General features: G+C 41.1%; 26 protein-coding genes and 1 pseudogene. 16 read left to right on the top strand and 11 right to left on the bottom strand.

All coding sequences use genetic code 11. The features are described from left to right. The first annotated feature begins 1 nt into the window (after position 1). The gene (locus V7K30_RS15135; RefSeq protein ID WP_335000466.1) at positions 2-775 is read left to right on the top strand and encodes a PP2C family serine/threonine-protein phosphatase; all 774 of its coding nucleotides are present in this window, start codon (positions 2-4) and stop codon (positions 773-775) included. A gap of 6 nt (positions 776-781) precedes the next feature. Beyond that, the gene (locus V7K30_RS15130) at positions 782-2,122 is read left to right on the top strand and encodes a helix-hairpin-helix domain-containing protein (protein ID WP_335000465.1); all 1,341 of its coding nucleotides are present in this window, start codon (positions 782-784) and stop codon (positions 2,120-2,122) included. Between the two features lie 878 nt (positions 2,123-3,000). Here the strand turns inward: V7K30_RS15130 and V7K30_RS15125 are convergent. Then, positions 3,001-3,336 carry a type II toxin-antitoxin system HicB family antitoxin gene (locus V7K30_RS15125; RefSeq protein ID WP_335000463.1) on the bottom strand — a complete coding sequence of 112 codons (336 nt, stop codon included), beginning with the start codon at positions 3,334-3,336 and terminating at the stop codon, positions 3,001-3,003. A gap of 175 nt (positions 3,337-3,511) precedes the next feature. Between V7K30_RS15125 and V7K30_RS15120 the strand changes: the two genes are divergently transcribed. Both V7K30_RS15120 and V7K30_RS15115 read left to right on the top strand, forming a co-directional pair. Continuing rightward, the gene (locus V7K30_RS15120; RefSeq protein WP_335000461.1) at positions 3,512-3,796 is read left to right on the top strand and encodes a ribonuclease domain-containing protein; all 285 of its coding nucleotides are present in this window, start codon (positions 3,512-3,514) and stop codon (positions 3,794-3,796) included. A gap of 23 nt (positions 3,797-3,819) precedes the next feature. Further along, on the top strand, positions 3,820-4,200 hold the full coding sequence (locus V7K30_RS15115; protein ID WP_335000459.1) for a barstar family protein: 381 nt from the start codon (positions 3,820-3,822) through the stop codon (positions 4,198-4,200). 262 nt (positions 4,201-4,462) lie between these two features. Here V7K30_RS15115 and V7K30_RS15105 read toward each other — a convergent pair whose 3' ends face one another. Next, complete coding sequence (locus V7K30_RS15105) at positions 4,463-4,855, bottom strand: helix-turn-helix domain-containing protein (RefSeq protein WP_335000457.1); 393 nt, start codon at positions 4,853-4,855, stop codon at positions 4,463-4,465. Further along, on the bottom strand, positions 4,803-5,108 hold the full coding sequence (locus V7K30_RS15100) for a BrnT family toxin (RefSeq protein ID WP_335000455.1): 306 nt from the start codon (positions 5,106-5,108) through the stop codon (positions 4,803-4,805). The genes V7K30_RS15105 and V7K30_RS15100 overlap by 53 nt, the downstream gene beginning before the upstream one ends. Positions 5,109-5,276: 168 nt before the next feature. Here V7K30_RS15100 and V7K30_RS15095 point away from each other — a divergent pair, with 168 nt between their 5' ends. Next, positions 5,277-5,738, top strand: coding sequence for an Imm30 family immunity protein (locus V7K30_RS15095; protein WP_335000453.1), 462 nt, complete (start codon positions 5,277-5,279; stop codon positions 5,736-5,738). Positions 5,739-6,039: 301 nt separating this feature from the next. Here the strand turns inward: V7K30_RS15095 and V7K30_RS15090 are convergent, their stop codons facing one another. Further along, positions 6,040-6,423, bottom strand: coding sequence for a type II toxin-antitoxin system VapC family toxin (locus tag V7K30_RS15090; RefSeq protein WP_335000452.1), 384 nt, complete (start codon positions 6,421-6,423; stop codon positions 6,040-6,042). 50 nt (positions 6,424-6,473) lie between these two features. Continuing rightward, positions 6,474-6,821, bottom strand: a complete 348-nt coding sequence (locus V7K30_RS15085) for a hypothetical protein (RefSeq protein WP_335000450.1) — start codon at positions 6,819-6,821, stop codon at positions 6,474-6,476. Positions 6,822-7,166: 345 nt separating this feature from the next. Here V7K30_RS15085 and V7K30_RS15080 point away from each other — a divergent pair, with 345 nt between their 5' ends. Beyond that, the gene (locus V7K30_RS15080; RefSeq protein ID WP_335000490.1) at positions 7,167-7,385 is read left to right on the top strand and encodes a ribonuclease domain-containing protein; all 219 of its coding nucleotides are present in this window, start codon (positions 7,167-7,169) and stop codon (positions 7,383-7,385) included. Positions 7,386-7,408: 23 nt separating this feature from the next. Continuing rightward, positions 7,409-7,657 carry a hypothetical protein gene (locus V7K30_RS15075; protein WP_335000492.1) on the top strand — a complete coding sequence of 83 codons (249 nt, stop codon included), beginning with the start codon at positions 7,409-7,411 and terminating at the stop codon, positions 7,655-7,657. Here the strand turns inward: V7K30_RS15075 and V7K30_RS15070 are convergent. After that, positions 7,544-7,780: an element excision factor XisI family protein gene (locus V7K30_RS15070; protein ID WP_335000448.1), complete on the bottom strand. Its 237-nt coding sequence runs from the start codon at positions 7,778-7,780 to the stop codon at positions 7,544-7,546. The two genes, V7K30_RS15075 and V7K30_RS15070, sit on opposite strands and share 114 nt — an antisense overlap. 210 nt (positions 7,781-7,990) lie before the next feature. On the opposite strand from V7K30_RS15070, the gene V7K30_RS15065 reads away from it, so the two are divergent. Next, on the top strand, positions 7,991-8,140 hold the full coding sequence (locus tag V7K30_RS15065; protein ID WP_335000446.1) for a hypothetical protein: 150 nt from the start codon (positions 7,991-7,993) through the stop codon (positions 8,138-8,140). A gap of 62 nt (positions 8,141-8,202) precedes the next feature. Here V7K30_RS15065 and V7K30_RS15060 read toward each other — a convergent pair whose 3' ends face one another. Beyond that, entirely contained in the window at positions 8,203-8,733 is a 531-nt protein-coding gene (locus V7K30_RS15060) for a hypothetical protein (RefSeq protein ID WP_335000444.1), read from the bottom strand. Between the two features lie 540 nt (positions 8,734-9,273). Here V7K30_RS15060 and V7K30_RS15055 point away from each other — a divergent pair. From V7K30_RS15055 to V7K30_RS15035, 5 genes and pseudogenes are all read left to right on the top strand, one after another. Then, a pseudogene (locus tag V7K30_RS15055) lies at positions 9,274-12,588 on the top strand (phycobilisome rod-core linker polypeptide); the annotation flags it as partial. 394 nt (positions 12,589-12,982) lie between these two features. Then, positions 12,983-13,471, top strand: coding sequence for an allophycocyanin subunit alpha (gene apcA / locus V7K30_RS15050; RefSeq protein ID WP_094341663.1), 489 nt, complete (start codon positions 12,983-12,985; stop codon positions 13,469-13,471). A 65-nt stretch (positions 13,472-13,536) separates the two neighbouring features. Beyond that, positions 13,537-14,025, top strand: a complete 489-nt coding sequence (apcB, locus tag V7K30_RS15045; RefSeq protein ID WP_069068902.1) for an allophycocyanin subunit beta — start codon at positions 13,537-13,539, stop codon at positions 14,023-14,025. Positions 14,026-14,248: 223 nt separating this feature from the next. Beyond that, positions 14,249-14,455, top strand: coding sequence for a phycobilisome linker polypeptide (locus V7K30_RS15040; RefSeq protein ID WP_335000442.1), 207 nt, complete (start codon positions 14,249-14,251; stop codon positions 14,453-14,455). 550 nt (positions 14,456-15,005) lie between these two features. Continuing rightward, positions 15,006-16,208: an FtsW/RodA/SpoVE family cell cycle protein gene (locus V7K30_RS15035; RefSeq protein ID WP_335000441.1), complete on the top strand. Its 1,203-nt coding sequence runs from the start codon at positions 15,006-15,008 to the stop codon at positions 16,206-16,208. A gap of 445 nt (positions 16,209-16,653) precedes the next feature. Here the strand turns inward: V7K30_RS15035 and V7K30_RS15030 are convergent, their stop codons facing one another. Both V7K30_RS15030 and V7K30_RS15025 read right to left on the bottom strand, forming a co-directional pair. Then, on the bottom strand, positions 16,654-18,963 hold the full coding sequence (locus V7K30_RS15030) for a COG1470 family protein (RefSeq protein ID WP_335000439.1): 2,310 nt from the start codon (positions 18,961-18,963) through the stop codon (positions 16,654-16,656). 13 nt (positions 18,964-18,976) lie between these two features. After that, entirely contained in the window at positions 18,977-21,211 is a 2,235-nt protein-coding gene (locus tag V7K30_RS15025; protein WP_335000437.1) for a hypothetical protein, read from the bottom strand. Between the two features lie 501 nt (positions 21,212-21,712). Here V7K30_RS15025 and V7K30_RS15020 point away from each other — a divergent pair. Next, on the top strand, positions 21,713-21,991 hold the full coding sequence (locus V7K30_RS15020; protein ID WP_335000435.1) for a DUF4347 domain-containing protein: 279 nt from the start codon (positions 21,713-21,715) through the stop codon (positions 21,989-21,991). A 148-nt stretch (positions 21,992-22,139) separates the two neighbouring features. On the opposite strand, the gene V7K30_RS15015 is transcribed toward V7K30_RS15020, so the two are convergent. Further along, positions 22,140-22,739: a DUF1003 domain-containing protein gene (locus V7K30_RS15015; protein ID WP_335000433.1), complete on the bottom strand. Its 600-nt coding sequence runs from the start codon at positions 22,737-22,739 to the stop codon at positions 22,140-22,142. Between the two features lie 315 nt (positions 22,740-23,054). Between V7K30_RS15015 and V7K30_RS15010 the strand changes: the two genes are divergently transcribed. After that, positions 23,055-23,240 carry a hypothetical protein gene (locus V7K30_RS15010; protein ID WP_335000431.1) on the top strand — a complete coding sequence of 62 codons (186 nt, stop codon included), beginning with the start codon at positions 23,055-23,057 and terminating at the stop codon, positions 23,238-23,240. Positions 23,241-23,318: 78 nt separating this feature from the next. On the opposite strand, the gene rpiA is transcribed toward V7K30_RS15010, so the two are convergent. Continuing rightward, a complete protein-coding gene (gene rpiA, locus V7K30_RS15005) occupies positions 23,319-24,026 on the bottom strand; it encodes a ribose-5-phosphate isomerase RpiA (protein WP_335000429.1) in 708 nt (235 codons plus the stop codon). Between the two features lie 448 nt (positions 24,027-24,474). Between rpiA and V7K30_RS15000 the strand changes: the two genes are divergently transcribed. Then, entirely contained in the window at positions 24,475-25,155 is a 681-nt protein-coding gene (locus tag V7K30_RS15000; RefSeq protein ID WP_335000488.1) for an S-layer homology domain-containing protein, read from the top strand. The last annotated feature ends 24 nt before the right edge of the window (positions 25,156-25,179 follow it).

The raw sequence follows: 25,179 nt of genomic DNA, 5'->3' as shown, positions 1-25,179 counted from the left end.
TGTGAATTGGAAAGCTGTTCGGGGCTCTGCGATCGGAACAAGTCATCAAAACCAGGGAATACCTTGTCAAGATTATGGGGATTATCTCATCATCAAAGATGAGATTATTGTAGGCGCAGTTGCTGATGGTGCTGGCAGTGCTAAACATTCTAATGTTGGTTCTAAATTAGTAGTAGAAACGGTACTGAAATGCTTTTCTGATATTAATGAATCTCCTCAGAAGGAAGCTTTTTCTCAACCACTGTCCAAAGAAGAAGCTGAGAAAGTGTTTGCTAAGATTATGAACCAAGTTATTACAGAATTACAGAAGCAAGCAGATGAAGAAGATTATTCTGTCAATGATTTAGCTTGTACGTTGTTGGTTTTTGTTGCTACTCCTGACTGGATTGCAGCTATGCAAATCGGCGATGGATTTATTGTAATACGTTCCCAAGAGTCAGAATATCAACTGTTGTTTAAGCCAGATAAAGGTGAGTTCATCAATGAAACAACTTTTATCACCTCAACAAATGCAGTAAAAGATATGCAGGTAGAAGTTATTTCTGAAAAACAAGAGTTTATTTGTGTTTCCACTGATGGACTAGAAAAAGTAGCAATTCGCTTGAGCGACTGGCAACCTTTCTCACCTTTCTTTAAACCTTTAGAGGAATATTTGCATGAAAGTGTTGATCCAAAGGAGGATAAATATCTAACGGAATTCCTCAACTCTGAGCGGCTAAATTCTCGCACTGATGATGATAAAACCTTACTTTTGTGCTTATTTGATAGAGAGTAAAATTCGATGAGAGTTCTCACCTGTGCTAGTACGGGAAAATCGATTACTCTGCTGGGTGAACCGATAGCTAATAGTGGTGAAGGTAAGGTTTGGCGAACTAATCACAATGGTTACTTAGCAAAAACTTACCACTCGCAAACTCCTGAGCGAGTGCAAAAGTTGGCTGTGATGATAGCGCACCGACCCAAAGAGCCAAACTCTCACCTAAATCATATTTCTTTTGCTTGGCCTAAGTCGCTACTGAAAGATACTCAGGGTGATTGTGTGGGCTTTTTGATGCCGGAAATTAAGGACGCAAAAGAACTTATTGATGTATACAACCCCAAGAAAAGAAAGGATTCAAAACTTGATGTTGATTGGCGTTTTCTCCACACAACAGCGCTGAATATCGCCTCAATTATTGAAGCAATTCACATTTCTGGCTATGTTTTGGGTGACATCAAGCAGCAAAATATTCTTGTTAGCGATCGCGCCTTACCTTCAATTATTGATACTGATTCCTTTCAGGTTCGGAATCCGGTAAATGGCAAGATTTATCGTTGTCCAGTTGATTCACCAGATTATACACCACCGGAACTGATTGATCAAGATTTTTCTAGCATTGATCAAACAGAAGTACACGATCGCTTCCGGTTATCAGTCATTATCTATCAGTTGTTGCTTGGTGGTCAAACTCCTTTTGCGGGAAAGTGGATAGGTGCGGGGGGAACTCCAGAAACTAATGAACTTATCCGTCGGGGTTTATGGCTGTATGCACCAAACAGTTTGATTCAACCTGTAGAAAGGACAATTCCGCTTGAGATTGTTCACCCAGAGGTTCAGCGATGTTTTCTCAGATGTTTTAATGATGGTTATAAAAATCCTAGCTTGCGCCCAACTGCTGGGGATTGGGTAAAGGCGCTCAGACTGGCTGTTAATGAGTTAACTATCTGTGGAAAGTTAGACAGCCACTACTACAGCCGAACCTATGGTAAGTGTTATTGGTGCGATCGTTCTACAAAACTTCGTGTTGATATATTTCCTGGGTTTGTTAGACCAAAACAAGCTGCTGTTGTTGAATCAACATCAGAACCTAAACCTTTTGCCGCAGATAAAATTATAGAAAATGTTGCAATAGGAGGGCAAATCCATACTCTTCAAGGGGATTCCAAATCTGTTAATTCCGTAGCATATAGTCCAGATGGCAGAACTATTGTCAGTGGGAGTGATGACAAAACTATATTGCGGTGTTATTTCCTTTTCTTGTTTATTATGTTGGGTTTTATTAGCGTTGTATCTGGTTTAGTTGGTGGGTTTTTGATGATATTTATAGGGATTATTATTTGGTGTTGTTGGCGTTTTTACTGACAGCGTAATTGCCGCAATGCGTAAATATTGAGTACCAACGCGAATTTTTTGCTCAACTAATTCAGCATAAACATTACAAGCTTGAGTATCAAATTCAAGTAATTTTATATTTTTGAAATATTCTATTTCATCCCATAACCCCTTGTATCACCATATTAATTTGTCATACTTAGACGATTGGTTATTATATTTATTGATAACATTCAGCCATCCTTTAACTTTCTCCTCGAATGTAATCACTGTTATGGCTAAATTTTCAGGATTCTGCTGTCTTATGCGTTGCGTGACTAGTGGATGAGTATTTTGAAATAAGGACAAATGGTCTGTATCTAATATCCACATAAAACTCACTTTGTCTCATTGTCTAAGAGGATGTTTGAAAAGTATTTGGCTGTGATTTTAGGCACTTAGAGATCCCCCCTTAAAAAGCAGGGCTGTTTCATTCCATTTCAAACAGGATTTGTCAAGATGGTTAGCGAGAAAATTGTAAGTGAGGGTGACGAGAAGATGAACGTTTAAGCACTTGAACAACAGTAAAATTGTTCATTTTCTTGGCACGCTGGTAACAAAATAATCAATTTTAAATCGCTAGAACCCTTGATATTTAGCGCTCTTTAGGGAATGAAACAGCCCTGCCTTAAAAAGGGGGGAACCGGAATCAAAGTCCCCCTTAAAAAGGGGGATTTAGCAGGGTGGATTAATTGTGTGGAGAGAAAATTTGGAATCCCCGTAACCTCGTCAGCCTGTTAATAGGGTAACTTGATTTATGAACGGAAGAATGAGGGTTTCAATTTTTCTAGGATGACAATTAATCCACCCTGCTTTTTAAGGGGGATTTAGGGGAATCTGAAATGTTTTGCTACCAACGAGAGGACTTTTCAAACAGCCTCTAAGTCAACTTGACTCCGTTCAGCTTCTATGTATTCCAGCACCTCAGCAAAAAGAGGGTTATCTTTGTGCATTCCCGCAAATTTCATCCAAGGATGTTCGCTTTGGGTAAGTTCAATTTCCAAAGTTACTATTTCTGGTTTTCGCTCTTGTAAAAGTTGAATTAGTTTGTCTAGCGCTTCTTCTTTAGTCGCACCAAAACTTTTAATATCTGGTAAGCCTAGCACTGTCGCACTAACTCCGCTATCCTGTTGATTTTCAATCAGCACATCATAAGTTAAATTAGGTACAGCTGTTGGAGAGGTAATTTTTACAGGTAAATTCATAATATTTTTATCTTTGAAGTTTTATACTGATTATAACATTACTCAATAACCAAGTGATCTGTATCTAATATCCACACAACACTTACTTTGTCTCATTCTCAAAATCAAGTTCATGGCGTTCAGCTTCTATATATCCTTCAGCTAGTGGTTGAGAAAATCAAAGACAGTATTTATAATGAGTGTAATACCACAAGTTGACCTTAGGAAATTACCTCCAGAAGTCCAAACTACTATCAATCTTATTTCCATAGGCGGTGCTTACCCCCATATAAAAGATGGCGTTGTGTTCAAAAACCTTGAAGGATTACTGCCACCACAACCGCGAGGATATTACAGAGAGTACACAGTACCAACTCCCGGAGCAACAGATAGAGGTAGTCGCCGTCTTATTACTGGGCAAAATGACGAAATTTACTATACAGATGATCACTACAATAGCTTTCAAGAAGTCATTTATTAGTCGTCATAAGTAAGGAGGAATACATGAGCGAATTTCTAAATGTTTCAATAGACGTAAAACAAGGCATACGTGAAGCACTGCAACAAATAGCCGCAGAACCAGGAACTAAAGTTTTTTATCTTGATGGTAAAAATATTAATAGCAAAGAAACCTTTTTAAGTAAAGCTGCTGAAGCAATGCAATTTCCTACATACTTTGGTGCTAACTGGGATGCTTTTGATGAATGTATCACCGATTTAACATGGTGTCCGGCTGAGAGATACGTCATATTGTATGACCATGCTGATATTTTTGCTCAAGCTGAACCGACAGAGTACCAAATAGCATTGGATATTTTAAATTCAGCCAAAGAATACTGGGAAGGTAATAATATTACTCTGAAGTTTTTAACTATAAACAAATAAGTCAATTTCGCCTGGAGATAAATTAAGATATAGTCCAATCTTCCAAACGCAAATCAGGCACTTTTTCAAAATCCCTGCGGTTGCGAGTAACCAAAATACCATTCGCTGACAGCGTAATTGCCGCAATGATTTTCATAGCTAAAAAGTTCTAATTTTAATTGGAGTCGGAACTTTCATAGCGATTTGTATGTGCTTCTCAAACATTTTTACCAACCCAACATAGCGTTGATTTTTTCGTGCGCCTAAAAATCTATTTTGAAAATTAGTGCGGGGTAAACTGCAATGCCTCATAAATAGCTTGAGGATTGGCAGCAATAACCTTGAGGTAAGCCTGTGCGGTTTGGTCGGGTTCAGTGCGTCCCTGCTCCCAATCACGCAAAGTGCCAAGGGGAATATGATAACGCGCCGAAAATTCCTCCTGCGTCAATTTCAAGGCACGCCGCATGGTTTTAACACGGGGAACACGTCTGGCGTTGCGTAATTCAGCTTCTGTCATAGGGCGGGCATCAGGGTCGCTAATAGCCGCAGCGTGAATTTCTTCTTCTGTCATGGGACGCATGGGCTGCTCTGTAAAGGGTCTTTCACTACCGTCAGGCAACACTTCAACCGCCGTTCCATCCTTGTGCATTCTCGCGGTAATAATCGTTTCTTTCATGCTTTTCTGCTTTTCTAGCTGATATTAAACGGATACGCTCTCCCCGTTCGGTATAGGTTACATGAAGTAGTACCCCGTCACACATACCCATCAGGTTGATGCGCTCTTCCCCATAATTTTCACGATCATCAAAACGTTCTACCGCAAAAGGGTCGTCAAACGCTTTGATTGCCTGATGGAAGCTGACACCATGCTTTTGACAGTTAGCAATTGCCTTGTCATTATCCCATTCAAAATTATCCCCATCCTTCATAAGGTACGGAATACCAGTAGTTTTGTCAACTCTCTACTGTAAATCAAAGCATGGCACAACGGATTATTTCTGAATGAGAAACACGGGGGGCTGGCTGGTAATAGTCATAAGGTTTAATTAACCTGAATAGACTAGGCAAGGTATTTTTGATAAAGTAGGTTTAAACCCATGAATCAAAACAATCTATTGGCAAATTTAAGAGAAAATCGCTTGATGCAAACTCAACAGCAAGTTACCGACTTTGAAAATGCTTTAGCTGAAATAGCTGATAATCCTGATCAGCAAAATTTATCTGCATATCATCTTATTTTAGACGATCAATGTCAACAGCCAGAAGTGATGTTCAGCTTAATTCATTTTCTCGAATCTTTTGATATAGAAGAACAAATTGGGGCTTTTATTAAAGTTGTACCCCAATTAATGATCAATGCACCTGAATGGACAAAAATCATTCATGACAGGATTTTAAATGATGATTCAGCTTGCCAAGTTTATCAAAAAATTTTACACTCAGCTAATTTGAACACACCTCATTTTCTATATCATCTCTTGGGAGAAAGTATTGTAAATAAACTAAAAATTAAAGAAAGTTTGTCCAGTATAATATCATGTCCGCTAAATTACCCATAATAAAAGAACCCCACCCCCAACCTCTCCCCGCCTGCGGGGAGGGGAGACAATGCATAGCTTTGGCGGGGTGGGGTTCTTCGGGTTTAATGAGTAATCAAGCGGACATGATAAGCTGTTCCACATTTAAATTGCATAATTAGGGCGGGCAAGATGCCCACCCCACAAGAGTTATAAAAATTTTAGATATGCAAACTAGATGTGGTTTAGCTTATAACTCAATAAATATTAAACTACTTTGGCCATCAAACTCAGATGAAATTCTGAGGAGTACTAGATGACGCAGTTTTTTAGTTTATAAATTTTAAGATATAGTCCAATCTTCTAAACGCAAATCAGGCACTTTTTCAAAATCTTTGCGGTTGCGAGTAACCAAAATCCCATTCACTGACAGCGTAATTGCCGCAATGCGTAAATCTTGAGTACCAACGCGAATTTTTTGCTTAACTAACTCAGCGTAAACTTTGCCAGCATCGTCACTAAATGCCAGCACATTGAGATTATTTAAGTCTTCTAATGTATCTTTTAATCTTGCATAAGCAAAGACTAAATCATTTGATGAAGTAGCCCTGTTAATAACATTGAGTCGTCCCACCAGTTGTTCTGTTGCTGTAATAATAGTGATGCCAATATTTTGAGGATTAAATTTATTTAATCGCTGGATGATAAATGGATTACCTCTTTGCATCAATGATAGGTGATCCGTATGTAGAATCCTTAAATCATTCAACTCTGAATTTACCTCGCTTCATTGTCTGCATCCAATTCACGTCGATATTCTTCTATATATTCCAGCATCTCATCAAATTGTGGATCATCTTTATATTTACCAGCTATTTTCAACCAAGGGTTTTCTACTTTGGGTGCTTCAATTTCTAAAGTCACAATCTTGGCTGTTTCTAACCGAGTTTGCAAACTTTGAGTGAGTTGTTCTATTGCTTCCGTTTCCGTATTTCCTAAGCCTTGACATTCTGGTAAACCTAATAATATTGCTTTGACTGTACCATCTTGTTGATTTTCAATCAGCACATCATAAGTTAATTTGGGTGCAGTTGTTGGAGAGGTAATTTTTACAGCTAAATTCATAATATTTTTATCTTTGAAGTTTTATACTGATTATAACATTACTCAATAACCAAGTGATCTGTATCTAATATCCACACAACAATTACTTTGTCTCATTCTCAAAATCAAGTTCACGACGATCAGCTTCTATATATTCTTCAGCTAGTGGTTGAGAAAATCAAAGACAGTATTTATAATGAGTGTAATACCACAAGTTGACCTTAGTAAATCACCTCCAGAAGTTCAAACTACTATCAATCTTATAGCGTTTCCTAATCACATAAGGTACATCATAGCCCCCTCCTCGCTTGCGGGGAGGGGGTTGGGGGTGGGGTTCTTGTACCTCATTCAACCGAGAACCGCTATATTTCCATAGGCGGTGCTTACCCTCATAGCAAAGATAGCGTTGTGTTCAAAAACCTTGAAGGATTACTGCCACCACAACCGCGAGGATATTACAGAGAGTACACAGTACCAACTCTCGGAGTAACAGACAGAGGTAGTCGCCGTCTTATTACTGGTCAAAATGACGAAATTTACTATACTGCCGATCACTACAATAGCTTTCAAGAAGCAATCTATTAGTCGTGATAAGTAAGGAGGAATACATGAGTGAATTTCTAAATCTTTGGTCAATAGATGTAAAACAAGGCATACGTGAAGCAGTGGAAAAAATAGCCGCAGAACCAGGAACTAAAGTTTTTTATCTTGATGGTAAAAAAATTAATAGCAAAGAAACATTTTTAAGTAAAGCTGCTTTCTGTTCCATCTCTTTGTATCCAAATTTTTTTGTCTTTGATATCAACATGAATGATGACTCCATAAATTCTCCGTTGTTCTTTCCAGCCAATATTTAAGACTTGATAATGATGGTGTTCTGCGTCAAACAATAATTGAACCTCTGTACCATTAGCCACGTCATTAGCGGAATGGTTACTTAAAATATCTTGAATGATTTGAGAGTAATTTATTCCTTCCATAATACAATTTCCTGACTTAAGGAATTAAATATTAAAAGTTTAATTTGATATTCTTTTAAAGAATCTTGAATAAATTGACGTGAGAAAAAGTCTTAGTCTTGCTCTAATTAAAGTCTACAGACATGAGATTATTAATCACTATATCTGGCATTTATATATACAATTTTATTATTTATAGTTTAACTCAAACAGGGTTTAAATATACCTCTAATGATTTACAATCAATCAGAGTTTGATTTACGCTGTGAGTGGGGCCCACAAGGAGTTGCTCAACTTGCACCCATTAGTGATGTTGTTGTGATAGTTGACGTTCTCTCTTTTTCTACCTGCGTGGAAATTGCCACCAACAACGGCGCATAATTAGTGATTGCGTGCCTTGGTTTACTGATAATGCTTATGTAAATTCCACACTACACACTTAATCAAAGGTCGCATTGATTAGTTTGGCAATATTTGGCATTATTTATAAATTCTTGCAAATTTCTCAAGGGAATTATTTGCAATGATGACCCACCCTGCACCTGGGCAGTGATGTAAGCAAACTTTTGCCCGCGAGAAAACTGGTCACGCCCAACTTTGGTGACATTCCGAGACTTCTGGAAGTCATTGGCAATGTTGGAATTATAAATATTTTGTAACAATTTCACCGCTTTGGCATTTTTTGTGATGAATTTGATGCTTGAGTCACCACTAACGGTTATTCCTTCTTTAGTCACTGTCCCATTTTCTTGCGTGACATCAGCATAAAAGTATAAATTTCCCTTTGTACCCTCGTAGCCGTGGGCTTCGCTGTTGTATCTCAGAGTTGGTAGTTGTGATCGAGTTTTTGCCCACTGAACAACGGTGTTGATATTTTGTTCTGGAAGCGCATTTGCCGGAGTGACAGCCAAAATAACTGCGATCGCAGACAGAGTAGCATTGAATAAATAGTTAAATTTAGAACTTTTGTACATAGTATTTTCCCGTTAGAGAATGCTGATAGCTAAAGCTAAAATCACCACAATTAGAGAATTATTTCCAGGGCGGCGTGATTTCTTAATATTCAGTTATCAGTAGCAAAAACAACTTAACATCGACGAATGACTACTGTCCACTGATCATTGCTGAAGGAAATTTGGTTTCAACTAAGATTTTGTATCAGTTGCAATAATCGTCGGATGTCCACTGCCACAAACATCAAAATAGAGGTTTTCGGCATCAGTAGACTATGCCTACCCGATGACTTAGTTACAAAACTTAGATTTTATCTCAGCCAAACAAGAGTATGTACTCTTAAGACTGGATGCATCTAAGCTACAGGTTCTACACACTTCTTAATAAACCAGCCTTGAGAACGCAAAACGTTCTAATCTAAAAGCTAACTGGGTTAATTTACTGGCAGTTTTGCAGGCAGTACTCTCAAGCTCATAAAGCACAGACACACCGATGTGTCAAGCCTCAAAGCAACCCAGACTTAACACATAAATGATTATGATGGGAGTTTTACAAATCCGATGAGTGTTAAGGCAAGTGGTGGAAGCTCAGTTGCGCGTCCGCAACTATATCAAACCCTAGCTGTAGCGACAATTACCCAAGCCGAGCAGCAAGATCGCTTTTTGGGAAGTGGTGAATTAAATGAACTGGCAAGCTATTTTGCATCTGGTGCAAAACGTCTAGAAATTTCTCAGACGCTTACGGATAACGCCGAGATTATTGTGTCTCGCGCTGCCAACCGGATTTTTGTCGGTGGTTCGCCAATGGCTTTTTTAGAAAAGCCCAGAGAAGCAGAACTAGTAACTGCTGGTGGTGGTGGTGCTAATGTTCAACAAGGGATGCAACTAGGAACTGTAACCTACGTTGAAAGTCGTGGTGGGTTCCTAGAAAATTTACGCTCAATCTTTAACTCATCCCCCAGTGGCCCGACACCGGCAGGTTTCAGACCAATTAACATTGCTCGTTATGGCCCAAGCAACATGGCCAAGAGCTTACGGGATTTATCCTGGTTCTTGCGCTACGCTACTTATGCGATCGTTGCTGGCGACCCCAACATCATAGCGGTGAATACACGGGGTTTGCGGGAAATAATTGAAAATGCCTGTTCTGGTGAAGCAACGCTAGTAGCTTTGCAGGAAATCAAAGCCGGGTCACTTTCCTTTTTCCGCAATGATGCTGAGGCTACAGAGATTGTGTCTCAGTACATGGATGTTTTGCTAACAGAATTCAAAGCAGCCACACCTTCAAATAAAGTGCGCCAACGCCCCTCTAGCGACCAGCAAGGGTTGCAACTGCCGCAAATTTACTTTAATGCGGCAGAACGGCGTCCCAAGTTTGTGATGAAAACTGGGTTGTCAAGTAGCGAAAAAAATGAGGTAATCAAGGCTGCATATCGGCAAATTTTTGAGCGCGACATTACCCGTGCTTATAGCTTGTCCATATCTGACCTAGAATCCAAGGTTAAAAATGGCGACATCTCCGTGAAAGAGTTTGTCCGTCGTCTAGCTAAATCTCCCCTTTACCAAAAACAGTTTTACCAGCCTTTTATTAACAGCCGAGTCATCGAACTAGCTTTCCGTCACATTCTAGGACGGGGACCAAGTAGCCGCGAGGAAGTACAAAAATACTTCTCGATTATTTCTAATGGTGGTCTACCAGCCTTAGTAGATGCCTTAGTAGATTCTGCTGAATACAGTGACTATTTTGGTGAAGAAACAGTACCCTACCTCCGGGGTCTGGGTCAAGAAGCGCAAGAATGTCGCAACTGGGGGCCGCAGCAAGACCTGTTTAACTACAGTGCGCCTTTCCGCAAGATACCTCAGTTCATCACCACATTTGCTGCTTACGAACAACCACTACCAGACCAACATCCTTACGGTTCTGGTAATGACCCCTTGGAAATTCAATTTGGGGCGATTTTCCCGAAAGAAACTCGCAACCCCAGCACTCGACCGGCTCCTTTTGGCAAGGATACCAAGCGCATCCTAATTCACCAAGGTGCAGGGATTAATAACCAAAATAGTAATCCCAAGGCGCGGGGTGAAGCTCCTGGTACTCTTGGCCCCAAGGTGTTCAAATTAGATCAACTACCTGGTACTAGAGGTAAAAAGGCTGCCAAAAATTCTAGCGTCAAATACTCTGAAAGCTCCACGCAAGCAGTGATTAGAGCTGCTTACCTGCAAGTTTTTGGTCGTGATCTTTACGAAGGTCAGCGCCCGAAGGTATTGGAAATCAAGCTGGAAAACGGCGACATCTCTGTGCGGGAGTTTATCCGTGGTTTGGCTAAGTCGGATGTATTCCGCAATCTGTACTGGTCATCGCTGTATGTTTGTAAAGCGATCGAGTATATTCACCGCCGCTTGTTGGGTCGTCCGACCTATGGTCGTCAAGAAATCAACAAGTACTTTGATATCGCTGCAAAACAAGGCTTTTACGCGGTAGTTGATGCCATTATTAACAGCGTAGAATACAACGAAGCATTTGGTGAAGATACAATTCCTTACGAACGGTATCTGACTCCTGGTGGTGTATCAGGGCGACAATTGCGCGTTGGTAGCATTCGTGATGATGTTGCCGCGAAAGTCCAGAAGGAAGTAACGCCGAGCTTTGTGACACTGGGTACAGTCACAGAAAACCGGTCAGAACCAGATATTCAGTTCCGCATTAACCAAGGTGTCAGCAAGCAACGCGAACAAACCAAAATCTTCAAGTTGGTGGCGAATATCAGTGACAAAGTTGCAGTGCAAACTTTGATTAGCGCTGCCTATCGTCAGATTTTTGAGCGGGATATTGCACCCTACATCGCCAAAAACGAATTTACAAAATGGGAAAGCAAGCTGGGGAATGGCGAAATTAGTGTGAAGGAATTTATTGAAGGTTTGGGTTACTCTAACCTCTACCTGAAAGAGTTCTACACACCTTACCCCAACACCAAAGTAATTGAGTTGGGAACCAAACACTTCTTAGGACGTGCGCCACTAGACCAAGCAGAAATCCGCAAGTATAACCAGATTTTGGCTACTCAAGGTATTCGTGCCTTTATTGGTGCTTTGGTAGATAGTGTGGAATATAACCAACTGTTTGGTGAAGATACGGTTCCTTACCGTCGCTTCCCGACCCTACCTGCGGCAAACTTCCCGAATACGGAGAAGCTTTACAACCAGCTTACCAAGCAAAATGATGACGTGGTTGTGCCTAGCTTTAAGCCAGTGCAAGCCCGTGTCGGAGCTAGCGATACGCCACTTTTGACCAAAGCGATCGCAGATATAGCAGCTCAAACAAATGGTATAAACAAGAGCAAGCCCTCCTTTGCTGAACTGGGTCGTTCCTACAACGATGGTAGCGGACAAGCCGTAGAACTAAGTGTGCGTAAACATGCACGCATTTACCGTCTAACGGAAAGCACAAACCAAGCCGAAACACAACAGGCAATCAATGCCATTTACTGTCAGGTATTGGATGTATTTAGTGGTGAAGTACCTGATAATTTTCGCCGTACTGACCTAGACAGCAAACTTCAGAATGGTGAAATTTCCGTCCGGGAGTTTGTGCGTGAACTAGCCAGTTCCGAAATCTATCGCCAGCGCTTTTACACACCTTATCCTCATGCCAAGGTGATTGAGTTCCTCTTCCGTCACCTGTTGGGGCGTACACCCGCAACTCAGTCAGAAATTCGCCAGTATAACCAGCTGCTAGCTGATAGTGGTTTGTCGGCTGCTGTAGAAGCAATAGTCGAAAGCCCAGAATATAGCCGCTACTTCGGTGAAGATGTTGTGCCTTACAACCGCTTCCCATCTCTGCCAGCAGGTAACTACCTCGGCAGTGTACAGGCGGCTGAGTAGGGAATAGGGATTGGGGATTGGGGACTGGGGACTGGGGACTTAATTTTCTTCTCAATGCCCAATACCCAATACCCAATACCCCTTCGTAACCTTTCGTAATACCGCTCTCAGATTACAGCTAAAACAGGAAATTCTGAAAAGCAATATTACAAAGTGTTAAGAGCAGTCATAAATGCTCAACAGAATGCCGGAAAATGTTTTGCGGAAGGTAACTGAGTTTAAAAGCTTGTGTACTTATGTTGACTCAAGCAAACTCGTAATTTATTAGCCGTAGCAGTTATGAAACTGTTGTGTCTAAAAGGACGAGAAAACAAACTCAGTAAACCAAATTTAAAGTCGCGCCAGTTTAATCAAATCCTGGTTTCATTCGTATTGGAGGAATCCATTAATGAGTATTGTCACGAAAGCTATCGTGAATGCTGATGCAGAAGCCCGCTATCTCAGCCCTGGTGAGTTAGATCGGATCAAATCCTTCGTTGCAAGTGGTGAGCGCCGTGTGCGGATTGCTCAAATTTTGTCAGAAAATCGCGAACGGCTCGTTAAGCAAGCTGGCGATCAACTGTTCCAAAAGCGTCCTGATGTTGTGTCTCCTGGTGGAAACGCTTACGGTCAAGAATTGACAGCTACTTGTCTGCGTGACCTAGATTACTACCTCCGCCTCGTTACCTACGGTATCGTTGCTGGTGATGTTACGCCCATCGAAGAAATTGGTGTTATCGGTGCCCGTGAACTGTACAAGTCCTTGGGAACACCTATCGATGGTGTTGCTGAAGGTATCCGTGGGCTGAAGAATGTAGCTGGTACATTGCTATCTGGTGATGATGCTAGTGAAGCTGGTAGCTACTTCGACTACCTAGTTGGCGCCCTTCTAGGATAAGGTAAAGCTGTTTACCTACTGAAACAGAAGTATTGCAATACGGTTGGAAATAAGGAATTAACAACATGGCTCAAGACGCAATTACCGCTGTCATTAACTCCGCAGACGTTCAAGGTAAATACTTAGACTCTTCTGCTTTAGAGAAGCTAAAAGGCTACTTCGCCACTGGCGAACTGCGGGTACGTGCTGCTAGCACCATCAGCGCTAACGCTGCTGCGATCGTCAAAGAAGCTGTAGCAAAATCTTTGCTATACTCTGACATCACTCGTCCCGGCGGCAACATGTACACCACCCGCCGCTATGCTGCTTGCATCCGTGATTTGGACTACTACCTTCGTTATGCTACCTACGCTATGTTAGCTGGCGATCCTTCCATTTTGGATGAGCGTGTATTAAATGGCTTGAAGGAAACCTACAACTCTTTAGGAGTTCCCGTTGGTGCTACCGTGCAAGCTATCCAAGCAATCAAGGAAGTAACCGCTAGCTTGGTTGGTTCTGACGCCGGTAAGGAAATGGGCGTTTACTTAGACTATATCTCCTCTGGCTTAAGCTAAGAACTAGTTTGCGCTTAAGAATTTAGGTGCGGCTTTATTAAGGTCTGGAAATCAACCGTGAGTGCTAGAACGTTATATTGCTTATCTTGGTAAATTATCAATGATGAGTGTTGGTGGTCTAGTATTGATGTTTGATTTCCAGCCTTGGAATGATTAAAAGATTTGCACTCAAGATTTTGAGATAAAAAAAGTTTTCACAAAGTATACAGGAGATTTTCAAAACATGGCCCGTTTTTTTAAAATTACTGCTCTAGTTCCCAGCCAAACCCGAATTCGTACCCAACGCGAACTGCAAAATACTTACTTCACTAAGCTAGTTCCCTATGAGAACTGGTTCCGCGAACAGCAACGTATTCAAAAAGCAGGCGGCAAAATCATCAAGGTGCAACTGGCAACTGGTAAGCAAGGTGCTAATACTGGCTTGTTGTAATTCTGTAAATAGAACGTTATTTTAGAGAATTGGTAAGAGGTCAGCAAAGACCTCTTTTTTGTAAGAATTGATACTACAAAAAATCTGTTAATTAAGAAACAATTGGGCGAATAAAATTCGCTACTACACAAACTCTCGTCTACCTACATGGACTTAATAAACTAACCCGCGCAGGCTGGTTTGGTCTGTGTAGCAGCGATTTTGAATCGCCAGGGCTGAATAAAATTTTACGTGTATTGCATGAGTTTACAAATCTAGGTCTATGGATGATAAAGATTGATAAAGAGGTTATCTCTGAATTCTTCTTGAAATATGCCAATTTATGTATAAAATCAAACTTAAAAGTTTCTGCATAGCGATGCCTTCTCTTCGAGACGCTACGCGAACGGCGGGCATAGCCAACGCAATTTGTCATAAATATTGATTGAGCGGTGTATTGAAGTTGACAACCATAAATCTTATGGTTGTAAAGCCTACTTATAAGTTATAAGTTATGATTTATGAGTTTTATTTCTAACTCCTAATTCCTAACTTTTTACCTGTACTGATCGTGAATCTACGCCGCCTGATTCCAATTTTTGATAGTTCAGTCTCCAACTGGGCATTAGAAGCGCGGTTGTTGCGCTGGTTAACGTTGATTTGGCTGTTCGTCGGCTTGATCATGCTATTTTCAGCATCCTATGCCGTCGCTGACGCCCGTCAGAATGATGGGTTGTACTACTTTAAGCGTCAACTGCTTTGGGTCTTAGTTTCCTTAATCGGATTCAATATTATTGTTAATTTGCCGTTGCAGAAAATTTTGGGACTATCCCATTGGTTTTTGTTGCTGTTTTTGGCATTAATTTTCGTCACACTGATCCCAGGATTGGGAAAAAAAGCTTTTGACGCAGCGCGTTGGATTGCGATCGGGCCTATTCCGATTCAACCCTCAGAATTGATTAAACCTTTTTTAGTGCTGCAAAGTGCGCGGCTTTTTGGTCAGTGGGAACGAATCAGTTGGCGGGTTCGCTTGGCTTGGTTAGGTATTTTCGGTCTGGTACTTTTAGGAATTCTTGCCCAGCCTAACTTGAGTACAACAGCACTTTGCGGCATGACTATTTGGCTAATTGCCCTAGCAGCTGGCTTACCTTACAAATACCTGGGAGGAACAGCAATTGGTGGAGTGATATTGGCAATACTCAGTATTAGTATTAAAGAGTATCAGCGTAAACGGGTGATGTCATTCCTCAATCCTTGGGCGGATGCTACAGGAGATGGCTACCAGTTGGTGCAAAGTCTACTAGCCGTAGGTTCTGGTAGAACTTGGGGTTCTGGATATGGGCTTTCTCAACAAAAGCTGTTTTATTTACCCATTCAGGATACCGATTTTATTTTTGCGGTGTTCGCTGAAGAGTTTGGCTTTGTTGGCAGTATGGTGTTGTTGGCACTTTTAGCTACATTCGCCACTCTCGGATTAATTGTGGCGCTGAAGGCTAAAAATACAGTACATCGATTGGTAGCGATCGGCGTGACGATTTTGATGGTAGGACAATCATTGCTCCACATCGGGGTTGCTACAGGTTCTCTACCAACTACTGGCTTACCTTTGCCCATGTTTAGTTATGGTGGTAATTCCATGATTGCCAGCTTAATAGCTGCTGCGTTGCTGATTCGGGTAGCACGCGAAAGTAGTGAAGCTGAGGTAGTACCGTTGCGAAAACCCCTGTTTGAAAATGGGCGCAGACGCCGAGCTTTTCAGAAAAATAGGAATTGAGCTAGTACGCTGTTTGCAGGAATTAAATAGATTATGCAAAACCTAAAACAAACAATAATCAGCTACTCCAGCACAGACCTCAAACAGCGCAAAAATTGGTATTCTCCAGCAGCAGAAGCTTACAATAAGGCAAGACCCTGCTATCATCAGGATTTGATTCAGCGTGGAAGTTGCTCAACTCTCCACAGACTCAAAAATTCTGGAAGTTGGATGTGGGAGTGTAACTGCAACAGTAGCGTAGGCATCGCACAATTGGGTTGCTCTATAATCTGCTTAAAACCCAATCCAGATTTTTTCTAGTTAGCTCAACAGAATTGTCAACCGTATTCCAATATAGAGATACACAACACATCCTTTGAAGAGTGGGAACTCAAGCCATTTGAATTTGATGCCGTCTTAGCAGCGAAACTTTCATATATCTCTGCTTTTCACATTGCCCCAAAAGTTATCTCAGAGGTAAGGGAGTCTTAAATGGGCTATTGTTGGGTGGCAGAGTAGATGGAATTGGGTTAATGCTAGGTATAGGAGTAGGCACCACTTTTTTGATGACTGTGATTGCAAATCCTCTCTGTTGAGGCTGCTGCTTACCAGATACGTCATTAACTTGCAGCGCGATTTGAGGCGGGAAGGCTTGATTAACTGGAAGCTTTATTGAGTCAACTGGTTTAACGTCATTGCCGTATGGTAGAAGTTTAACCTGAATATTTTCTCCCTCTACTCTCCAACTCAGAGTAGCAGATTCCCCTTCCTTAAGAACCAGATTTGGTTGCTCACTACCGTTGATTCTGAAAGAGACAATCTTAAATGGTTTCGGTAATATTTCAATTTTTGATTCAGTGTTTTTAAAACTAGTTTTTTGACTTCCATTGTTAGGAAAAGCTTTAATTTCAAACGCAAATTTTCCAGCTTTATATGCTGGTAGAGGAATATTTGTACATCGCAGTTGTTGATTTTGTTGTGTACATAGTTTCTGAAGTTTCGGGTCGGAAATATTACCTTGATTAAATTTATAAGCAATTGCTTTACCATAGGATGTACCATCATCTGCACTGCCAGCAATTTGAACTTGTGCCAACAATAAAGGACGGGCAATTGTCCAACTTAAAAGAATATTTTGACCTTTTGTATACAGTGGTTTATCTGCTTGGAAACTAAGGACTTCAGCAATTTGTTTTTCAGCTATTTCTACTTGGGTTGTTTGGCTGGCTACTTGGTTATTGGGAGAAAATAATTTTATACCATTCCGATAAAAGGCTTGTAACTCAAAAGTGTAATTCCCTTTTGTTTTCACTCCAGTTTTAACGTTGCTACAAATTAGCTCTTGTTTTTCTTGGACTTGACAAGGAGGTATTTCATTAGCACTTCCTTTGCCTAGTGTTTCAGGAATACCATTGCTAAAATCATAGGTAATAGGCTGAATTGGTTGCGAACCTTTGGTTGTCAGAACCAACTTTTGCAACTGTTGATAATTGTGAATGTCCCACTTCAAAGCTACCTCATCCTCCTCTTCAGTAATTTGAGGGTTATTGGCAGTAAAATTTTCTAATCTCAAAGGATCGGGGTTTAAAATTCGCCAAATTATAAATCCTATCCCTCCAAGTAAGCCCAAAATTGCTAAAATTAACAGAAGTAATTGCCACCAAGGACGGGGTTTCCAGACCAAAGTTCCCTGAGGCAATGTGTTAGGTAAGGATAAATTTTGTTGGTCTTTGATATCAACTTTAAAATTCACAACTAGCCCTGCGCCAAACCACGGTCTTCGCCACCAAGGTCTGGGTTTGACCGTCAAATTAGCCACAGCGCTTCTATTAGGTAATAATCTTACTTCAGTCGGATCAAATTTATAAGTATATAGTTCTTCTTCGTCTCGACTTTTTAAATTTAATATCAGTTCGCGGACAATATTGCCCTGGTTAGCAAGTGATAATTCGTACTTGCCAAGACTACGGCTAACTTGTCCTAAGATGGTATTAAGCTCTATATCTAGGCGATAATTTGTCGGAATTTGAATGTACACCAAATCCAGCAGCACTAAGTCTGGAGAGTTTTCCGAATCCAAGCGGATTGTCGGAGAATAGCTTCCCGCAAGGGTATCCCCAGGTGGATGAAATTTCAACAATATTTGACCTTGAGTACCAGGGTTGAGTTCTAGTGCAGTCACATCAGACACCAACCCTGGCCCCTCAAATCCAGTTGCGGGATAATTGATTGTGAACCAGTCATCGTCTAAATCTGGGCAACTCAAGCGGAACCTGTCTACGAGATAAGAGCGATTGTCAACTATTACCTCCACTTGCAGAGGCTCACTAGGATTGAAAATTAGCGGCTTGTTGGGGTTGGTGTTAGGTCTAATGGAAAATGTCGGGTCATTCACCCGAATTGCAGTCTGTTCTTTTAGCAGAACCTTAATTTGGTTTGGGAAGGTTATGGGAGTATCTTGTGGATAATGTAGAGGAGAATCTACGACTAATGTATAGTCATAGGTTCCTGGGAGAGCATTTGCGGCGATTTGAAACTCAAATGTTACTTCGTCACTATTCTGTTGGGGAGCTAATGCTAAACTTTCTCTAGGAGAACTAGACCAGCCGGTTAAATTTTGAAATACTTCGTCAAAAACAAAATATAAGTCAATAACCGCACTCTGATCTCCCTGATTGATCACAACAACATAGAGTTCAATTGTATCTCCTGGCATCCCAAATTGAATTCCAGGCGGGTTGATAATAACTTGCAGTGGATTGAATTTAGCTTGCATGTCATCGACTCCCTTATTTGATGCGGTGTAGTTTGACCTGAAAATCTTCACCACCACTCACAATCATGGTTCCTTGATTGGTTTTCAAGTCGATACTATTGATTTTTTTAGAGCTTTGGTAAATTGTTTTACCTTTTGCTGCCTTTGTTTTGTCGAGCTTATGTTCGGGGGTTAAGTACCAAACCACGACTCGTCCATCATCGCCACCACTTACTAAAAGACCACCATCATCACTAAATGCCAGACTACGCACAGATGTTTTTGATGCTGACCAGCGGTCTAGTGGCGAACAATTGAGTTGATTAACTTTTTCCTGGGGATTCTGATTTTTGAGAGTTTGGCACTGATTTAAATTCCAAATCGTAATGAATCCCGCAGAATCGGAGGTTGCTAGGATTTTTTGGGCAGAGTTAGGAACAAAAGCCAATGCCCAAATATAGTCTTCAGGCCCAACTAATGGGTCTAGTTTTTCTAGATTTTGCACTGATAAACCTGGGAATTGTTTATCAGATTGAGTTGGATTCCACTGCCACAAAATGAACCGTTTAAAGTTTCCAGCAATTACTAGAGTTTTTGCATCTGGGCTAAGATTTAATGCCCGGACTTGAAAACCTGATAGTTTCAATGTACTTTGTACGTCGATAACTTGCGGTTCTGGCAAAAAATCGCTGTTAGGCGCTGGTCTTGACCACAATCTAACTTTACCACTGCCATAACCACTGAATAAGTTAAGTGAGTTTGAGGTGAAAGCTAAGTCAAAGACGCGATCGCCTTTTGCTTTTGGATCTTTAAGGTCTTGAAGTTCACTGATCTTTGCACCTGAGGGGACATCTCTTAGTTCAATTACACCATTATCTAAACCAACAGCAGCCCGATCATTTTGTAACGGCATGAAGCGTAAGACCTGTACTGCGTCATCGGTAATCGCCATCAAACCCTTCGGCTGTTGCGGTTTATCACACGCAACGGGCTGCCCAGCATATGTTACTCTATCGTCGGGGTCTAAGCTATCAGCACCGATTCTCCAAAGTCTTAAGGTGCAATCATCTGAGCCACTGACGACAGATAAACCAATGCCACTAAAACGCACTGAATTCACAGAACGTGTATGCATTACGTCTCTTGGTTGCAATATCCATGCTAGGAGTGCAGCTAATAGTGCGATCGCAGCCAGCTGTAGCCATAGAGGTATAATTGGCAGAGTCTCCACTTCCAATGTCTGCGTGGCGGGGTCTGTACTTCCTAAACGTTGGTCGGATAATTCAGATTTGGCCTCCAGCAAGAAAGTTTTACCGATTCCTACCCAAGGGCGTTTTGTTTTAACATCCAAGATGACTTTACTTGTCTCTCCTAGATGGAGATTGGCAATTTCGGGAAGCTTTTTGAAACTACATTTTCGCCAGTCTCTACCCTGCATTTGTACATTAATTTCCTGGTTGAGGTTACTAGCGTTTTTAAATAGTAATTCAAACGAAGCTGTATCAGACTTCCAGTCAGGTAACCATGCCGATTTACTAGGAATTTTGAGGTGTTTTTGTGTGATGGTAAAGTCTATAAAACCCACAGGCAAAACTTCAACGTTGCCTTCAGCACTAGTTGGATAACCATTATTGCTAACAGCTTCAATAGTAAAAGGGTAATTTTGACTGGGTGCTTGCACTACAGAAGGAGGTTGGCATTGGAATGTGGCTTCTGCTAAACCTCCTGCTTCTAAGAATAATCGGCGTTCTGCACTGCCTGTCAGCCAAGAAGGATCAACGCCTGTAAAACGTAGCACCACATCCGTAGGTTGTTGCCCCAAGTTCCGCACCCGTACTGGTATATCTACAGAATTGCGGGGATAAACTTGGAACTCCCGCACAGGCAATTCTACACTTAAATGTGTTGGTCTGTTGTCTCGCTGAATTTTCAGGCGCAGCACAAGTCTGCACTGTTGTGCTAATTGCGGTGAAAAAATCTTTACCATCAGGTTGACAGTACCGACAAATCCCGGAATGGGTGTATTGAATATGAAAACTTGAAATATGGTACTACTGCCTGGTGGCTTCGCTGCCGCCACCTCTGGTTCGAGTCGATACCAGAGATATCCTGTGTTCCGGGTTTCTCCGGCTGCGGCAATTTCTATCTGAAAATTGACAAAGCGATCGCTGTCATTATTGACAGTTACCTCAAATGAGACAGGAGGATCACCGGGACGAAAGCTTAGGTTCTGAGTAGAAAGACTGGCATTAATAACACTTTTTTCCATGCTATTACTTATACTACTTTAATTATTTTGCATGACTAACAGTATTAAAAAATTAATGTCTGCGAAAACGTGACAATAGTTCTTTTGGGTTGATTATTCAAATGTATATATTCAACATTGTGTAATAAATTTGTCAATTTATAAAATTCATTTTCAGAAAAGCTATCTATTCAAATCCAAATTCATCAATTGAATATCTGGTCCGATTGCCAACAAAAATTGATAAACCGGGTTTATACGCGAAAAATTGAGCTTTTCAGGTTGAACCAGCATAAAACCTGATTTTTAATAGCCATGCTAGATGTGAGTTGGGGAACCGTGTAAAATTACATACTTGTATTGCTTTACAAAAGCGTCAACTTGCTAGATGATAGCAACGAAAGGGAAAATAATTAGTAAAAATATAGTATTTTTAGCTATCGGAAGTTGTGTGAAAATCCTGTAATTACGCGGCTGGAGTCGGTTTGAGTTTCCCTCATCACCTTAGCTCGAAGTAAAAAAATGGCAACACTACATACCTCACACTTCCAAGTAAATCCCGCAGCTTCCACCTCTTATACCCATAGTTTGGTCTTCATCGACATGGCGGTTGAAGACTATAGCGATTTAGTCAATGGCGTGCTTGATAATACCCAAGTGTTCGTGCTTGACTCGACACAGAACGGTGTTGAACAAATTACGGAAATTCTGGCGAGTTGCGTAGACGCGCAGCGGCTTGTCGGTAGATATCGCTCGAATTTGACTGAGATTCAATCTGATGACAATGCGATCGCTATGTAGAAGAGTCCGGCGTTAGCGTACCCCTACGGGGAAGCAAGCTACGCGCAGCGTTCCGTAGGAAAGCTCACCGTTGGCGTTCGCGGAGCGTGTCGCAGACAAGCCTCTCGTAGAGAAGGTATCGCCTACGGCGGGTACGCCATCGCAGTTATTATCTTTGGTTACGATTTCTGGATTTTTTCCTTTTAAGTGTCATCTGTTGGAGCCGTTCTATTTCACTTAGAACATCTTCGGGCTTGGTTTCCATTTCTAAGTCTGCAAGCTCACTATCTTCATCATTTTCAATGCCCATTTTATCTTGAATTGCATCGAGCATTTGTAATACTCGTGTAACTTCATGCTCAGTCAGTAGTGCAATTTGTAAATTTAAGTTGGCGCGATACTCACTTTCTTCACTTAGTTGGTTCTGGCTGATCAACACAAATGTTGAGAGAAAAATCGCTTCCAGAGATACCACCATTGTCAACAATCCATATGGAAATGGATCAAAAGGATGCACACCTAATTTGCCAGTGTTTACAATAATCCAACCACCAAACCAGACGATATGAACATAAACAAAAACTATATGCCCAGAAAAAGAGGTAATAGCGTCGGCAATTCGGTCTTGCAAGTTTCGCTTATTAGCAGCCTTGACTCGAAGGCGGATGATAGTGCGAATATTCCGTTCTATGACTTTAGATAATAACGGGTTGTGTTCTTCATCGTCTAAGTATTCTTTGTCTTCTTCGTTCATGCCGCCTGGCTGCATAATTTTGATGTCCTGTTGTTAATAGCACTTGAAAAAATTAGGTCAACTAGCATACTTTGCTTGGTTAAACTCAAAATGCAAGAAGCCGGTTTGTATTATAAACTCAAAGTTTGGAATTATTATGCCAAAGCTATTGCATTCTTGTGCCAAGAAGTAAGCAGCCTTCTTTGTGGCAGAAACTCAATCAACGACAACAGAAAACTTCTACAGAAGTTATCGGTATGCAGATTATCTGATCCAAAGCGTATTGGTGGATACTGCCCAATTTGTCTAAGAAAATAACACGCGCAGTAGATTCAATCGAGACAGAAAATTATGACGAAAGACGACTCCCAAAGCACGCCAGCTAAAATTAGGCTTTTTGAAGAATCGGGAGAAACTTCACAATTCATTAACGCAGAGTTAGACGAAAAGGGCGATTTAATAATTATTGGGCAAGGCGTGGGCAAAGCAGCGATCGCACATTGGGGCGATGAAGACTATGAATTTTGCTTAAATTGATGTTTCGATGAACAGAAGCGATTGCTTAATTTTGGATTTTGGATTTTAGATGTCTCTGAAATCCAAAATCTAGAACTCTTACAGTTGCCGCACTAATGGCTGACCATCTTTGACTTCACCAATCAAAACTAAATCGACACAGTTAACGAAGATACCATTTTCCAGAACGCCGGGAATGTTATTCAATGTCTTTTCTAGTCCTGCTGGATCTTCAATAGAGTCAAATCTGACATCTAAGACAAAGTTGCCTTGGTCAGTAATCACTGGGCCAGCTTTTTTTATACCCATGCGGAGTTCTGGTTTACCACCGAGTTTTTTAATGGCATTGGTAACAGGAGTAATTGCCATTGGAATCACTTCCACAGGCACAGGGAAACTAGAACCCAAGTGATCTACTAACTTACCACTATCTACCACGACGATAAACTGTTCTGCCAGGTAGTCTACGACTTTTTCGCGGGTATGTGCTGCACCACCGCCTTTAATCAAATTCTTCTGCGGATCAACTTCATCTGCTCCATCTATGGCAATATCGATGTGGTCAATAGCATCCAAAGTTGCGAGAGGGATACCGTATTGCTTCGCCAGCACTTCCGACTGAAACGACGTGGGTATACCAATGATATCTTTGAGTTCACCAGACTTGAGGCGATCGCCCAAAAACTGAATCGTATATGCTGTAGTTGACCCCGTACCCAAACCCACAATGGAACCCGACTTGACTAGGGCTGCGGCGGCTTTGCCAACTTCTTGCTTCATCAACTTTACGGGATCTGCTGCTGTCATTCCCAAAACTCCTGAAAAACTGACTATAGTCCATAGTAGTGGGCAGATAACGTCAAAAGATCAATATCCTTTTTGGACTCCTGCTAATATCTTGTTCCTTATCGGATTTCTAATCATTCTATCGGCTTGTAGCTACACTATATTTTCTTTTGTATTGTCTTCACTTACTCCCATATCTACCCCGTATTATCCTACTTCAATTCCTTGGATTTACGATCAATCAGGATGTGAAAACACTAGTAGAATCTGGCATGATGGCAAGTGCTGGGATTCTGAACACAGTCCTAATTTTTAAATTTTATAGCTACACTCTACGTAGCGGGAGCAACATTGACCAGCCTAAATTCGTCACCAACTAAGTTACAGGTTATTAGGAATACCAAACTTCGCCTTAACCTCAGTAACGTAGTTCTTTAAATTCATTTAGCAGCTAAAAGTGGTTATCATGATGCGTCAGCTTTCAATTACTCTATCTTTAGTGGCACTACTACAAAACTTGCCAGCAATTGCTCAAGCTCAAATACCAGAATCTACTTCTGGAATCACATCTGATTCCATTCAACAGGTAATTGCTGCCAAATGGATGACAAACTTTTCTGATGGGAAGTTTTATCCAGAAAGGTTATTGAGTCGGGCCGAATTAGCGTCAATTATGGTAAAAGCATTTGGGCTAAATAAAAGACAAGCTGTTAGCAAAGAAAATTTAGTTATTCCAGATGTTCCTCGTTCTCATTGGGCATTTAATGATATACAGACAGTCTTAAAAACTGACATTATGAAAGGCTATCGGGGCAATGAATTTTTCCCTAATCAAAAGGTAACAAGGGCAGAAGCTCTTGCTATTTTCGCCCAGGCTTATGGTGTATTTCAGTTTCCTGATGACGCTGTGAATGAGATTCTGGCTTCACATCCAGATGAAAAGTCTATCCCAGCTTGGGCTAGAAAAGCGATCGCTACAGTAGCTACTGAGGGATTTCTTAACACAGATGCTCAAGGTAATATTTCCCCATTAAAACCCGTGACCCGTGGGGATATGGCTTATGTATTGAGTAAATATTTGCAACGACAACAGCAACAACCCGAAACACCAGAAGTTCCGATTATTCCAAATAGCCCACAATCACCTTAGCTGAATAAAATTCAGTTAAGCGAC

The sequence above is a fragment of the Nostoc sp. genome, assembly GCF_036917655.1.
GTDB lineage: Bacteria > Cyanobacteriota > Cyanobacteriia > Cyanobacteriales > Nostocaceae > Nostoc.
The sequence above is the reverse complement of the archived record's forward strand: the minus strand, read 5'-3'. Positions and strand labels throughout refer to the sequence as shown.